The organism is Nocardioides gansuensis, assembly GCF_003076135.1.
Taxonomy (GTDB): Bacteria; Actinomycetota; Actinomycetes; order Propionibacteriales; family Nocardioidaceae; genus Nocardioides; species Nocardioides gansuensis.
On the sequence record NZ_QDGZ01000002.1, the window covers coordinates 27729 to 40845 of the forward strand.

The window sequence follows — 13117 nt, forward strand, 5'->3', positions numbered from 1 at the left end:
CGGAAGCAAGCTGCGACCGGAGATTGGCGGGCCACAACCCGGGCCGGGGCGCGCCCCGTGTGCCCGCAGAGCCTCAACCATGTCGCGCGCAACACCGACCGCGACGCCGTGCGCGGTGCTGGTTTCTGTCTCGCACGTGTCCCTAAGACCGGCACGAAGTGCTCGGCGCGTTGCCTGCTGTCCGTGCGCTTGGACGGCGGGTTCGCGGCGATCGAGTCGGCCGCCGAGATAAAAACAAACGCTTGTTGACAACCCGGGCGCTGACGTGGTTTCCTCGATCGCATCGTGTGCGGCTCGTCATAACAACGGCGGGCGCGTCTTCACAGTCGAATCCACGTCGGAGTTGATGTGGCCAAGGCGAACGCTGAGGACGAGCACGTCGCCCGCAGGCGGCGCGCGTGACCTTGGGCAGATCCGGTCGAGGAGAGGTGTTGGGGTGAGTCCCAAGCAAGTTGTCGAGCCAGTGGCGGTCGCCGAGGGCGGCCAGCCGCATGTGGGCCGCAGCCGCGGCGCCCGACCTATGAGTCCAGTACGGCGGCTGGTCGGCTCTGGGTCGAACGTCGGGCCCTTGGTCGCGATGGTGGCAGTGCTCGTCGTGCTGGGTGCCACCGGCTCGGAACTCTGGATCGACGTCGCAAACCTGGCAATCATCGCGGCGCTCGGTGCGATCGGACTGGACCTCCTGCTGGGCCACACTGGGCTCATCTCCGTGGGCAACGCCGGCCTGCTGGCAATCGGCGCATTCGTCGTCGCGGGTGTCAACCGCGAGATGGAGGTGCCGTTCGTCCTCGCCGTGGTCCTCTCGGGGATCGTCTGCGGAATCGTGGGCATGATCGTTGCGCTTCCGGCGCTGCGGATCACGGGCTTGTACTTGGCGATCGCGACCATGGGCTTCCATTTCGTCACCATCTGGGCGCTCCGCGAGTGGCAGACCCGGCAGGTCGGAGACAGCGGCCTGGTCGTGCCGATTGCGACGATCCTCGGGTGGGAGCTGCTCGACCTCAGGGCCTGGTTCGTGTTCTTGTCCGTCTTCTTGGTGCTCGTGCTCCTCGGCTACCGAGCCCTGGTCACCAGCCGGCCGGGTCGTGCACTTCACGCCATCCGGGAACGGCCGGCCCTCGCCTTGATGAGCGGCATCTCCGTCACGCGGCACAAGGTGAGTGCCTTTGCGCTGAGCTCGGTGCTCATCGGGGTGTCAGGCGCCTTCACGGCCTACTACATCGGCAACGTCAGCTACGGCACCTTCCAGAGCTTCCACATCGCGATCGAGTACCTGGCCATGGTCATCCTCGGAGGGCTCGGAACGGTGTACGGACCCGTCATCGGTGCGGGCGTCATCGTGGTTCTCCCGTACGTCATCCGCGAGCTGCGTCTCGTGTTGGGGCTGGCGGACGTCATTGAGACCACGCAGATCTACCTCGTCCAAGGGGCCGTCGTGGGACTGGTGGTCTCAGCGATGGTGATCTTCCAGCCTCGTGGGCTTGTCGGCATCGGCTCGTCGATGTCGCGACTGTTCCGGAGGAAGCTGTGAGCTACCTGGAGGCGACGGACGTCAGTGTCCGCTACAGCCGGGGCGCCGCTGCTGTGCACGGAGCGAGCCTGAGCGTCGACCGCGGCGAGTGTGTCGTCGTACTTGGTGCCAACGGAGCAGGGAAGACCAGCCTCGTCCGCGCCATCTGCGGATTCCTGCCGCATGAAGGTGTCGAGACCCGGGGCGAGGTGACGGTTGACGGCGTCAGCATCTCGCGGCTGTCCCCGACCAAGCGCGCCCGGATGGGCATCTCGTACATCCCGGAGCGGGACAAGATCTTCCGGGAGCTCAACATCTCGGAGAACCTTGAGATCTTCGCTCAGCGGCGCCGGACCAAGGCCGGGCTGAAGGAGGACAAGGACCTGGCCCTGGACATGTTCCCGGCCCTGTCACGTCTTCCCGCCGATCGTCCAGCGGGACTCCTCAGCGGTGGTGAGCAGCAGATGCTTGCCATCACCGGTGCCCTCATCGGCGCCCCCGACGTGCTCCTGGTGGACGAGCCGTCGTTGGGGCTCGCACCGATCATCGTCCTCGACATGATGAGTGCTCTCGGCCGCATCATGGTGGAGCGCAACCTCGCGCTCCTGCTGGTGGACCAGAACGTGCGGTCCACCCAGCACCTCGCCCAGCGCGTCTACACGATGGATTCCGGACACCTGCAGCTCGAGGCCGGGCCGGACGTGCACGAACGCCTGATCCGCGAGGGCTACTCGAAGGCAGCGTTGTGAGCGCCCGCGCACTGCAGTGCGAGGCGGTTTCCCTCCACTTCGGGGGCGTCTCCGCACTGTCTGACGTGTCCTTCGACCTGTCGGCGCAGGAGATCGTGGGGCTCATCGGCCCGAACGGAGCGGGCAAGTCGAGCCTCATCAACTGCCTCACCGGGTTCTACGCCCCCCAGGAGGGCCACGTCAGGATCGGAGGCCGCGACATCAGGGGCCTCGATCCTCGGCAGGTGTCCCTGCTCGGCGTGTCCCGTACCTTCCAGCAGGCCGAGAGCCTCTCTGGGATGGGGGCGGCCGACGTCATGTTGCTGGGCCGTGACCGCTTTCTGTCGTCCGGGTTCCTCGCCTATGCCGTGGGGTGGCCTTCCGCCCGTCGACGCGAGCGGCAGGCTCGCTCGCTGGTCCTCGAGCTCGCAACTGAGTTGGGCATCGCCGACGTGGTCCGGGCCAACACCGCCTACGAGAACCTGCCGTACGGCGTTCGGAAGCTCGTCGACCTCGGTCGAGCCCTGGCCTGCGAGCCCGAGATTCTGCTGATGGACGAGCCCGCCGCTGGCCTCACGAGCGAGGAGAAGCGGGTCATGTCCGGGGCTATCGCCGCCATTCGCGACTCACGTGGCATCGCCCAGCTCCTGGTCGACCACGACCTGGGTTTCGTATCGGCACTCGCTCACCGACTGGTGGTGCTGGACGCCGGGCAGGTCATCGCCACGGGCGACAACGCCACAGTGCTTGCTGACCCGAGGGTCATCGACTCCTACATCGGCCGGCCAGACACCGAAGTCACGACGAAGGAACCGTTATGAGCATGGGAATGGCTTACCAGACGTTGGTCGGCGCCCTGGTCGTGGGAGTGATCTACAGCCTGGTCGCCCTCGGCTACGTCGTGGTCTACCGCGCGAGCCGGGTGTTCAACTTCCTCCAGGCGCAGTTCCTCTACTTCGGCGCTCTGCTGTTCATCACCTTGTGGGGAGGCGAAGGCGTGACGTCTTTCGCGCTCGCGCTCGTCGCGACCGTGCTGATGATGGCCGCCGCAGGTGCAGTGCTGTACGCCGTGGTGATCCACCGGACGACTGGCCAGCCGCACTGGATCCAGATGCTGCTGACGATGTTCCTCGGGATCGCGGGACTCAACATCGCCCAGCTCATCTGGGGATCGGATCCCCGATTCCTGGACGTCCCGGGCGATCGGGTGAACTGGGGCCTTCCCGGCGGCGCAGTGATCAGTCGGGTGGATGTCGCCATCCTGGTGACGGGAATCGTGCTCTGGATGATTCTCTACTGGCTGATCACCGTCTCCCCCATGGGGGTCCGGCTCAGGGCGACCGCGGAGAACTCGACACTATCCGCCTACAGCGGCATGCCGCTGACGGTGTGGTTCGGCGTGGCATGGGCGATCGCAGCCGCGGTCGGGGTGATCGCCGGCGTCAGCTTCGCCGTGCGCCTACCGGTCGACCCCACCATCACGGAGATCGGGCTCCTGGCCTTCCCCGCCGCCATGATCGGCGGGATGGACAGCATCAAGGGCTGTCTGGCCGGCGGCCTGATCCTCGCCCTCGTGCAGCAGTACGCAGCAGTCGTCTGGGACACGCAGACCAGCATTGCTGCTGGCTTCGCGGTTGTCCTGGTCGTCCTGATCGTGCGTCCCCGGGGCCTCTTCGGCTCACCCATCGTGGACCGCGTCTGAGCGTGACCCCGCAAGGCGTCGGGCAGTCCGACGCCTACCCGAGAAAGAGGCAGCATCATGAGTAGTGCGAAGTCCAAGGCCCGCTGGAAGCGGATCGCCGCCGTGTCCATGTCGGTCTCGGTAGCAATGTCGATGCTCGCCGCCTGCGGCGGGGGCGACGGCGCGTCGGGATCCGACCGTGGGCCTTACCAGATCGGCTTCCTGGGCAGCCTCTCAGGGCCGCTCGCCCCGGTTGGCACCGCCATGCTGGGAGGCGTCAAGCTCGCCATCGATGACGCCAACGACAACGGCGGCGTCAACGGGCGTCAGATCGAACTGGTGACGGAGGACGACGAAACTGACCCCGCAGCCGGCATCACAGCGGCTCGGTCACTGCTGTCCCAGGACGTGCTCATCGTGACGGGTGGCAACATCAGCACCGTCGTCGAGGGTGTGCTTCCGACCCTCGAGCGCGAGAAGGTGGCCTTCCTGGCCCAGGCCGCATCGCCCGCAATCCTGGACCCGGTCAAGGAGACGATGTTCCAGATTGACCAAACGTCCTCGTCGAACGCCCAGCCGATGGTCGAGTTCGCGAGCGAGCTGCTGGGAACGGACGACTTCACGGCGGGTATCGGACCGGTGGAGAGTCCGGCCGGTGAGGCGTGGGGCGACAACGTGGAGCAGCTCGAGTCCGACCGGGGCTTCACCATCAGCAGCCGAGTCACGCTGCCGGTGAGTCCGGGTGACATCACTGCCCAGGCGCAGCGGCTCATCGACGGCACGCCGGACATCCTGTTGCTGCAGGCACCCGACGGCGTGTTGGTGGCCCTCGCCCAGAAGATTCGCGACCTGGGGTTCTTCGGGCCGATCGTGAACTTCTCGTATGGCGCTGCCACGAAGACATTGGAGACGATCGGCGACAAGGACCTCTACGTCCTCCGGACGGCTGCGCAGTACGACACCGAGAGCAAGGAGCCGGGGACGCAGAAGTTCGTGGAGCTGGTCGACGCGGCCGGTGATCAGGACGTCGCGAAGTCTGCAACCCAGTACACGCAGGGCTACCTCCTCGGTCTCATGGTCGTGAAGGCGCTAGAGGACTGCGGCGAGGACTGCGACCGCGCCGCCCTGGTCGATACGCTCAATGACATCGAGGTGGAGACCGACGGATTCACGCCGAACCCCATGGCGTTCACCCCGGAGGACCACCTCGCCACGAAGTCGGGGGTCTTCTACTCATTCGACGGCAAGAGCATCATCCCGGCACTGGACGGCAAGGCCTTCGCCGCCACTGTCTACAGCCTCGAGGCCGAGGTCCCCGCGTCCTGACCCGCCACGTCGCGGGCCTGCCCGTTCGGCAGGTCCGCGATTGGCATCTCGAGACCACGGTCCGCGGAATCGTGCCACGAGAAATCACATCAGTCTGTCGTCCAAGGGGTGTTGCAGATGGTCATGCAGGCATTGGTCACCGGCGCAGCGTCCGGCATGGGTGCCGCCACCGCGTGCCACCTGGCGACGCGCGGCTTCGCCGTCACCGGCGTAGATGTTGATGCGGAGGGCCTGGTTCGGCTCCAGGACGCTGGCGTCACGGCTCGCAGCATCGTCGTGGACCTGAGCCAACGCGCTTCCGTCGCCGAGGCACTGGCGGACGTGGAGGTCGATGCGTTGGTCAACGCCGCGGGGCTCGGCCCGGATACCGAGAATCCGAGGCTCATCTGGTCGGTCAACCTGTTGGCGCCGATGTGGGTGGCGAGCACAGTGCACCTGCGTTCCGGAGGATCGATCGTGAACGTCGCCTCCATCACGGGCGAGCTGTCGGACGGTCGCCATGCCGAGCTGCTCGCGCACCCACTGCGTGACGGCTTTCTCGAGGAGGTCGTACTCGCGGTCCCGGAACCCGTCGACGCCTACATGTACAGCAAGTGGGCGCTGCTGCGGGAGACAGACCGTCTGGCTGCAGGGCTCGCCCCCGAGGTGCGGGTCAATGCCGTTTCGCCCGGAGTGATCGAGACCCCGATGGGCACCCGCGGCACGAAGTTCGACTGGACGCGCAAGGCCATGGAGCGCATTCCGGCGGGTCGGCTCGGTCGAGCAGAGGAGGTCGCGGAGGTCATCGGCTTCCTCGTATCTGAAGGGGCCACCTACGTCTCGGGTTCCCGGGTGACTGTCGATGGTGGCTACGTCGCCTCGCGTCGCACCCATCGTGCACCCCCGCCTTTGCCTGGTTCGCCGCAGCTCGATCGAATAGTCGACGAGGGGAGGCCCGATGCCTGACGGTCAGCCGGTCGGGGTCGGCGTGATCGGCCTCAGTGCCACAGGCGGATGGGCTGCCAAGTCCCACGTCCCGGCCCTCCGCCACGTCGATGCCGTGCAGCTCGTGGCCTGTTCAGCGTCCTCGGCAGACACCGCGCAGGCTGCGGCCCGAGCGCACGGTGTCGAGAGGGCACATCCTGATGCGGGCTCGCTCGTGAGAGATCCCGCAGTCGAGGTCGTGCTGGTCACCGTCAAGGTCCCCGATCACAAAGCCGCGGTCGTGGAGGCGCTGCGTGCGGGCAAGCACGTGTACTGCGAGTGGCCCCTGGGGCGATCCACCGTGGAGGCCGAGCTGCTTCTTCGGGAGGCCGCTGCAGCTGGCCGGCTGACGTTCGTCGGCCTCCAGTCGCGCAGCTCGCCTGCCGTCGAGCTGGTTCACAAGGAGCTCCGGGACGGCGGCATCGGGGAGATCCTCGACACCGTCGTGACCGGTAACGGGCTGGTTGGTACGCCGATCCAGAACAGTCGGAGCTCCTACCAGCTCGAGCCGCGCAACGGCGCCCACCTCGGCACCATCGCCCTCGCCCACCTCGTCGACGCCATCGGGCACGTGATCGGGCCGTGGGACTCGCTCGTTGGCGCGAGCCGTACGGCCTACCCACAGGTCCGCCTGAAGGACACGGGGCGCGAGATCCACTCGTCGAGCCCGGACCATGTCGCGGTGGTGGGGTCGGCATCCGGCGCCCTGGCCACGATCCACCTGCGCCCAGGCGTGCCGGAGTTCGGGCTTCCCGGAATGCACTGGGAGATCCGGGGCACACGAGGAGCGCTGGTCGTGCGGGGTGCCCTCGCCCTTCCCCAGATGACGCGGATGTCGATCGAAGTCCACGACGGGTCAGGTTCACGAACGATCAGCTGGGAGGACCTGACTGCTGGTCTGCCGACGACGGACCCCGCGGTTGTGCCACTGCTGGGCGTGTGGCAGCACGTGGCCGACGCAGTGCAGACCGGCGTGTCCGCGCTGCCGGGTTTTCGCGACGCCGTGCAGCTGCATCGCCTTGTGGGCTCGGCGAGATCATCCTCGCGGACCGGCCGGACCGGCTCTCAGCCTGCTTCGTAGACGACGACCTCAGGTGGCGCCGAGGTGCGGTCGATGAGCTCCGTCTGATCGAGCGTCCCGTCCCGCAGGGCGGCACCCAGCCCCGACACGACCTCCATGACTCGACCTGCCTCCACCTCATAGATCGTCAGTCGCCTTCGAGGCCCTTCTGCGACCTCGACACCCAGCTGCGTCGGGGACAGGACGAAGCGCTGGCCCGAGATCACACCGGGGACCACCTCGCCACCTGGGGAATGTGCACCTCGTCGTACCACTCGTCGAACGCGCCTTCGTCGGACACCGAGCGCGGGGACGAGAAGACCAGGAGCCGGGCATGGGCCGTCGTCATCGTGCGGTCGCCTCCAGCTGCGTCGTCAGACTGCTGCGAAGGTCCCTCTTGAGAACCTTTCCGTAGGAGTTCGTCGGGAGCTGGTCGAGCCACACAACCCTCTTCGGGACCTTGTATCCGGCGAGCGCCTGGCGGCAATGCGCGATCACCGCGTCGTCATCCAGAATGGCCCCCTCGGCGCGCACGAGCACGGCGGTGACCTCTTCGCCCCAGATGCGATGTGGCAGTCCGACGACAGCGGCGCGTTCGACGCCCTCGATCGCGATGAGGACGTCCTCCACCTCGCGGGCGTACACGTTGGAACCGCCGGACACGATCATGTCCTTGACGCGGTCCACGAGGAACAGGTAGGCGTCCTCGTCGAGGTAGCCGACGTCACCGGTGTGCAGCCAGCCTCCGGCGAGAGTCTTGTCGGACTCCTCCGGTCGGTTCCAGTAACCGCTCATGACCTGCGGAGCCTTGGCCCACACCTCACCGGCTTCGCCCGTCGGCGCCTCCTTGCCGTCGGCGTCGACGATCCGGATCTGACGGCCGTCGATCAACTTCCCCGCCGACCGGATGAGGGGTGAGCCGGGATCTTCCATCGCCCGACGGTGCACGTCAGCGTCCAGGGCCGTGAGGAACATGGGCGACTCCATCTGGGCGAAGGACTGCACCATGTTCCCCTCGAAGGCTCGCGCCGCCTCCACGAAGGTCGAGGGGTCGATGGGGGAGCCTGCGTAGTAGATCCAGCGGAACTTGTCCGACGGCCGCCACTCCTGTGGAAGGGAGTCGAGGAGCATCCGGATCATCGACGGCACGAGGAACATGCCCTGCGCCTCGCCCGAGGCGATGCGGTCGGCAGTGTCCCGTGGGTCGAAGGACCGAACTAGCAGATTGGTGCCCTGGTGTCGCAGGGTGGGCAGCAACAGGAACCCGGCCCCATGGGTGAGGGGCGCCGGATGCATGACCGAGATGCCCGTCTCGAACCCGAGCAGGTCGACGCAGGTGTCGCTGACGCTGCTCCACGACCGGTGGCTCAGCATGACCGCCTTCGGCGCACCAGTGGTGCCACTGGTGTACATCAATGAGCACAGGTCGCCCGGCTCCTTGTGCTCGGGATCTCGATGGTCGTCTTCTGCCCGAAGCTCGGAAAGGCTGATGCCGTCCGCTGAGGAACCCGTCACGTCGACCACCAGCGGGACCTGGATCGTGGGGTCGGAGCGCAGCTGGCGCAGGAAGTCCGCATCGGTCACCAGCGCCGACACGGCGGCGTCGTTCAGCATGTGCGCGAAGTCCTGGACGGTCAGGCGTGTGTTCAGCGGGACGACCACCAGGCCGGCAGCCAGGGACCCGAGGAACACCTCGACGTACTCGCACGAGTTGTGCAGCAGGAGCGCCACACGATCCCCCGGCTCCAGCCCACGTGCACGCCAGCCTGCAGCTACCTCGGCCGATGCCCTTCTGAGCTCGTCGTAGGTGCTGACGCTGCCGGCCGTCAGGTCCTTGAGGGCAGTGGCGTCCGGGGCCTCGTCGGCCGAGCGCCACAGAGCGGTCGCGATGTTTGCGTTGGTAACCATGGAGTTCCTTGTACGTCGTCAGAGGTCGAGGGCCGCGAGCGCCTCGTGCGTGAGGCCGAAGGCCAGGTTCTCGTGCATCTGCTGCTTGAAGGGCCGGGTGAGCACCTGTCGTGCGTAGCGGCGAGCCAGCATCGGCTTGGACGCGATGGTGACAGCCAGCTCCCGAGCGCGGGGGAGGACCTGGTCCGCCGGCAGCACTTCGTTGACGACACCGAAGTCGAGTGCCTGCTGCGCGTCCAGCACCTGGCCGGTGAGGAGGAAATAGCGGCCTCGGGTGTTCCCGAGCACGTGGTTCCACACGACGTGGGCACCGTCCCCGGGGACGATCCCGGACGCGAAGTGCGGTGAGTCCGTGAACGTGGCCGTCTCCGACGCAATCATGATGTCGTTGATGACGGCGATCTCGGGGTGCACGAGGGCCGGGCCGTTGATGGCTGCGATGACCGGCACCTGGATGGCGAGCAGATTGTTGAGGAGCCGCTGGCCCTCGAAGATGATCTCCGCCCAGTCGTGGGGAGTGCCGAGGTTGAACGAGCTGAAGTCGATGTCAGGACAGAACGCGTCGCCGGCTCCGGTGAGGATGACGACCGCGTTGTCGGGGTCGCACGAGATCTGCTCGAAGCAGTAGGCGAGCTCGTCGTGTGCGGTGGACGTCCAGGTGAGCGGCCCGCCGTCGGTGTGGATCGTGACCTCGAGGACACCGTCGTCGGATCGCTCGAGACGGATGTTCTCGTACTTGCCTCGGTAGTCCTCGAAGCTGGGGGCGATGCGGCGGGTCATGGCGGTCCTTTCGTTCGTCGCGTGCTGCCGGACGTGATGGGCACTACATCTGGTCGCGATGGTGGCATCCAAACAAACGATTGTCCATTGCCTGCACCAAACAGCGGACCCAGGTCGGGCGATCCCTCTCGTCCTTCCAGGTCCTCAAGCCCCGGGGGCGTCCGCCAGCTCGACGACCGTCGCGCGCACGCGGAGGGTGTCGCCCGGTGGGAGCCCTCAGGAGCGCGCGGAAGACGTCTTCAGAGTCCTGTCGCGCGCGCACCATCTGGTCGTGCCGCTCGCCGGTGAGGTAATGCCACTGCTGCAATGTCACCCGTGTCTGGTCCAGATTCACGGCCAGCACCTCCATGTGCGCCCGAAGGGCCATCCGCAGGCGTTCGCTTGTCGGCAGGTCCGCCGCCACGATGGGGGTGAGTGCCCGGTGAAGTTCTCCACCCCGGACTTCACGATGTCGCAGCAACGGATCCTTGCTCTCGACGTGGGCGTAGAGGCTTCCGGGGAGGATCCCTACCGCCGGTCGCGCATCCCGATCACGGGGTACCCGCGCTCGCTGAACAGTCGGATCGCGGTGTCTTTGACGACATCGCGGGTCACTGGCGGGGAGCCGCCGTCCTGGCGACTGCCGCTGATTCTGCCCGCGGGCCCGGCTCTCTCTGTGTGCGGACCGGTCGAGCCCCTCGACCGGTGCTCTTGTGGCGATGGCGGTGTCGGTCTACGATACAAACACACGTTTGTTTCGGAAAGGCTCTCATGACTGTCTCCATCCTGGGCACCGGGATCACAAGGTTCGCTCAGCGACCCGACGTCACACTTCGAACCCTCGCCAACGAGGCCGTCGACAGCGCCCTCCGGGACGCCGGCATCACGGCGAAGGACGTGCAGATGGTGGTTCTCGGCAACGCGACTGAGGGCTACCTCCACGGCCAAGAGATGATTCGGGCACAGGTGGCCCTGCGGCACTCCGGTCTGGCTGGCGTCCCGATGATCAACGTCGAGAATGCGTGTGCCTCGTCGTCCTCCGCGTTCCACGTGGCGTGCATGGCGGTGGTGTCCGGTGCGGCGGAGGTCATCCTGGTGCTGGGGGCAGAGCGCCTGAGTCACCCGACCAAACGGCGGAGCTTCGACGCCCTGGCGACCGCGGTGGACCTGTCGGAGTACCACGAGCTGGCGTCGGCCGTGGGGGCAACGGGTGCTGACCCGGACCTGCAGGCGGCGTCACACTCTCCGCTGATGGACCTTTATGCGGCCAAGGCACGTGCATACATGGACAAGTCCGGCGCGACCGACGATGACCTGGCTTTGGTCTCGGTCAAGAATCGGGCTCACGGTGCCCTGAACCCCTACGCCCAGTTCCAGACTCCGGTCACGCACGAGGAGGTGATGGCGAGCCGCATGATCTCGGATCCATTGCGCATGCTGATGTGCTCGCCCATCGGCGACGGAGCCGCAGCCGTGGTCGTGGCCTCGTCGAGCTACGTGGCGCGGAAGGCGAAGCCCGACGTTCGCGTCGTGGGCTGGTCCCTGACGTCGAACGGGGCGGACATACAGGCGGCGGAGCCGGTGGCACGTGCCATGGGCAGCGCGCTGAACCAGTCGGGCATCGAGATCGCGGACCTCGATGTCGTGGAGGTGCACGATGCGTGCGCTCCCGCAGAGCTGTGGCTCTACGAGGAGGTCGGGCTGTGTGAGCAGGGCGGGTCCGTCGAGCTGATCCGGAGCGGTGCGACAAAGCTTGGCGGTCGGATCCCGGTCAACACGGGCGGCGGCCTCCTGGGGCGTGGGCACCCGCTGGGTGCCACTGGATGCGCCCAGATCGTGGAGGTCGCCGACCAGCTGCGTGGTCGTGCGGGTGACCGGCAAGTCGAGGGGGCCCGGGTCGGCCTGGCGCAGAACAGTGGTGGCATCCTCGACGATCTCGACGAGGCTGTCGCGGCAGTGACCATCCTGGCCGTTCACGACTGATGGCATCCGGAGCCGCGGTCTCGGACCGGATCCGACGCCTGGACCACGTTGCCGTCGCCACCGTGGACATGGAGCCGGCAGCTCGGCTCTTCGTCGACGTGCTCGGCGGCCGCATGCTCTCGGGGGGCGACAACGACGAGACTGGCACACGGCTGATGCAGATCGCCTGCGGCGGCTTCAAGGTCGAGCTGATGCAGCCGCTGCGCAATGGCAGCACGCTCGCACGCCACCTACGCAAGCGCGGCGAAGGCCTGCACCACCTGACGTACATGGTGGATGACGTTCCCTCGACGGTCTCGTCCTTGGCGGAGCTGGGCTACGAGACCGTGGGCACGGACGCTTCCTCCGCGAACTGGGCCGAGACGTTCTTGTCCCCACGCCAGTCGTTCGGCGCGCTGATCCAGTTCTGCGCGACCACGCTGCGCTTCGACGTGGAGACCGAGGACTATGGCGTGGACGACGTCCTCGCTGGTCGCGTCGTGTGGCGAGACCGGGTGGCCTGCCTGAGGACGGACGCCCGCTAACGTATGTTCGTTTCGTTGAGCGCTTAGCATAGTGCTCATGCAGATTCCCGCACCAGGGAACAGACGACGTTGGAAGGTGGGACCGTGACGAAGGCGACGGCGCAAGGAACACCGCGGGAATCGATCATCCGTGCCGCCACGGTCCTCTTTGGACGCGAGAGCTTCCCGGCGACGTCCATGCGTGACATCGCCGGCGAGGTGGGCATCCTCGCGGGGAGTCTCTACGCTCACATCGACGGCAAGGAGTCCCTGCTGCTCGAGATCATCGAGCAGGGCATCGGGGAGTTCCTCGAGGCCGTCTCGGCCGCGTCCGCGCAACCCGGGCCGGCGGTCGAGCGACTGCGCGCCATGATGCGCGCCCACGTGGAGGTCGTGAGCCGCGACCCGCTCAAGACACAGATCGTCTTCCACCAGTGGCGATACCTGGGCGAAGACAATCGGCGAAGGGTCCGCGCCATGCGCAGCCGCTACGAGGACCTCTTCCGGGATGTGATCGACGCCGGTGTGGCCGACGGCAGCTTCGACGCCGAGACGGACGTACGCATCGCGGTGCTGAGCACGCTCGGTTCCCTCAACTGGACCTCGGAGTGGATCTCGGCAGACGGGCCGACTCCCGTCGAGGAACTGGGCGCCAGGCTGGCCGACACCATGCTCAACGGCATCATCAGGCGCTGA

Annotated in this window: 15 protein-coding genes; 10 read left to right on the plus strand and 5 right to left on the minus strand. The window is 66.9% G+C overall.

All coding sequences use genetic code 11. From position 1 onward, the window contains the following. Positions 1-436 precede the first annotated feature (436 nt). From DDE18_RS04390 to DDE18_RS04420, 7 genes are all read left to right on the plus strand, one after another. Entirely contained in the window at positions 437-1531 is a 1095-nt protein-coding gene (locus tag DDE18_RS04390) for a branched-chain amino acid ABC transporter permease (RefSeq protein ID WP_165821028.1), read from the plus strand. Next, positions 1528-2259, plus strand: a complete 732-nt coding sequence (locus tag DDE18_RS04395) for an ABC transporter ATP-binding protein (RefSeq protein WP_116571049.1) — start codon at positions 1528-1530, stop codon at positions 2257-2259. The genes DDE18_RS04390 and DDE18_RS04395 overlap by 4 nt, the downstream gene beginning before the upstream one ends. After that, positions 2256-3059 carry an ABC transporter ATP-binding protein gene (locus DDE18_RS04400; RefSeq protein ID WP_116571050.1) on the plus strand — a complete coding sequence of 268 codons (804 nt, stop codon included), beginning with the start codon at positions 2256-2258 and terminating at the stop codon, positions 3057-3059. Before DDE18_RS04395 ends, DDE18_RS04400 begins: the two co-directional genes overlap by 4 nt. An 8-nt stretch (positions 3060-3067) precedes the next feature. After that, complete coding sequence (locus tag DDE18_RS04405) at positions 3068-3940, plus strand: branched-chain amino acid ABC transporter permease (RefSeq protein ID WP_165821029.1); 873 nt, start codon at positions 3068-3070, stop codon at positions 3938-3940. Between the two features lie 57 nt (positions 3941-3997). After that, positions 3998-5245: an ABC transporter substrate-binding protein gene (locus DDE18_RS04410; RefSeq protein WP_116571052.1), complete on the plus strand. Its 1248-nt coding sequence runs from the start codon at positions 3998-4000 to the stop codon at positions 5243-5245. A 117-nt stretch (positions 5246-5362) separates the two neighbouring features. Next, the gene (locus tag DDE18_RS04415) at positions 5363-6190 is read left to right on the plus strand and encodes an SDR family NAD(P)-dependent oxidoreductase (RefSeq protein ID WP_245916489.1); all 828 of its coding nucleotides are present in this window, start codon (positions 5363-5365) and stop codon (positions 6188-6190) included. Next, on the plus strand, positions 6183-7289 hold the full coding sequence (locus DDE18_RS04420) for a Gfo/Idh/MocA family protein (RefSeq protein ID WP_116571054.1): 1107 nt from the start codon (positions 6183-6185) through the stop codon (positions 7287-7289). Before DDE18_RS04415 ends, DDE18_RS04420 begins: the two co-directional genes overlap by 8 nt. Here the strand turns inward: DDE18_RS04420 and DDE18_RS23920 are convergent. The 5 genes from DDE18_RS23920 to DDE18_RS24200 form a co-directional block, all read right to left on the minus strand. Further along, positions 7274-7405 (minus strand): hypothetical protein, encoded by a 132-nt coding sequence (locus DDE18_RS23920; RefSeq protein ID WP_281258338.1) that lies wholly within the window; start codon positions 7403-7405, stop codon positions 7274-7276. The genes DDE18_RS04420 and DDE18_RS23920 overlap by 16 nt on opposite strands. A gap of 86 nt (positions 7406-7491) precedes the next feature. After that, a complete protein-coding gene (locus DDE18_RS23925; protein ID WP_281258339.1) occupies positions 7492-7617 on the minus strand; it encodes a hypothetical protein in 126 nt (41 codons plus the stop codon). Further along, complete coding sequence (locus DDE18_RS04430; protein ID WP_116571056.1) at positions 7614-9176, minus strand: class I adenylate-forming enzyme family protein; 1563 nt, start codon at positions 9174-9176, stop codon at positions 7614-7616. Before DDE18_RS04430 ends, DDE18_RS23925 begins: the two co-directional genes overlap by 4 nt. Positions 9177-9194: 18 nt before the next feature. After that, positions 9195-9956, minus strand: a complete 762-nt coding sequence (locus DDE18_RS04435; protein WP_116571057.1) for an enoyl-CoA hydratase/isomerase family protein — start codon at positions 9954-9956, stop codon at positions 9195-9197. 43 nt (positions 9957-9999) lie between these two features. After that, positions 10000-10359 (minus strand): TetR-type transcription factor C-terminal domain-containing protein, encoded by a 360-nt coding sequence (locus DDE18_RS24200; protein ID WP_116571058.1) that lies wholly within the window; start codon positions 10357-10359, stop codon positions 10000-10002. 347 nt (positions 10360-10706) lie between these two features. Here DDE18_RS24200 and DDE18_RS04445 point away from each other — a divergent pair, with 347 nt between their 5' ends. The 3 genes from DDE18_RS04445 to DDE18_RS04455 all read left to right on the plus strand — a co-directional run bounded on the left by DDE18_RS04445 (position 10707) and on the right by DDE18_RS04455 (position 13117). Next, positions 10707-11918 (plus strand): thiolase family protein, encoded by a 1212-nt coding sequence (locus tag DDE18_RS04445; protein ID WP_116571059.1) that lies wholly within the window; start codon positions 10707-10709, stop codon positions 11916-11918. After that, positions 11918-12442: a VOC family protein gene (locus DDE18_RS04450; RefSeq protein WP_116571060.1), complete on the plus strand. Its 525-nt coding sequence runs from the start codon at positions 11918-11920 to the stop codon at positions 12440-12442. The genes DDE18_RS04445 and DDE18_RS04450 overlap by 1 nt, the downstream gene beginning before the upstream one ends. 84 nt (positions 12443-12526) lie before the next feature. Then, complete coding sequence (locus DDE18_RS04455) at positions 12527-13117, plus strand: TetR/AcrR family transcriptional regulator (RefSeq protein ID WP_211754405.1); 591 nt, start codon at positions 12527-12529, stop codon at positions 13115-13117.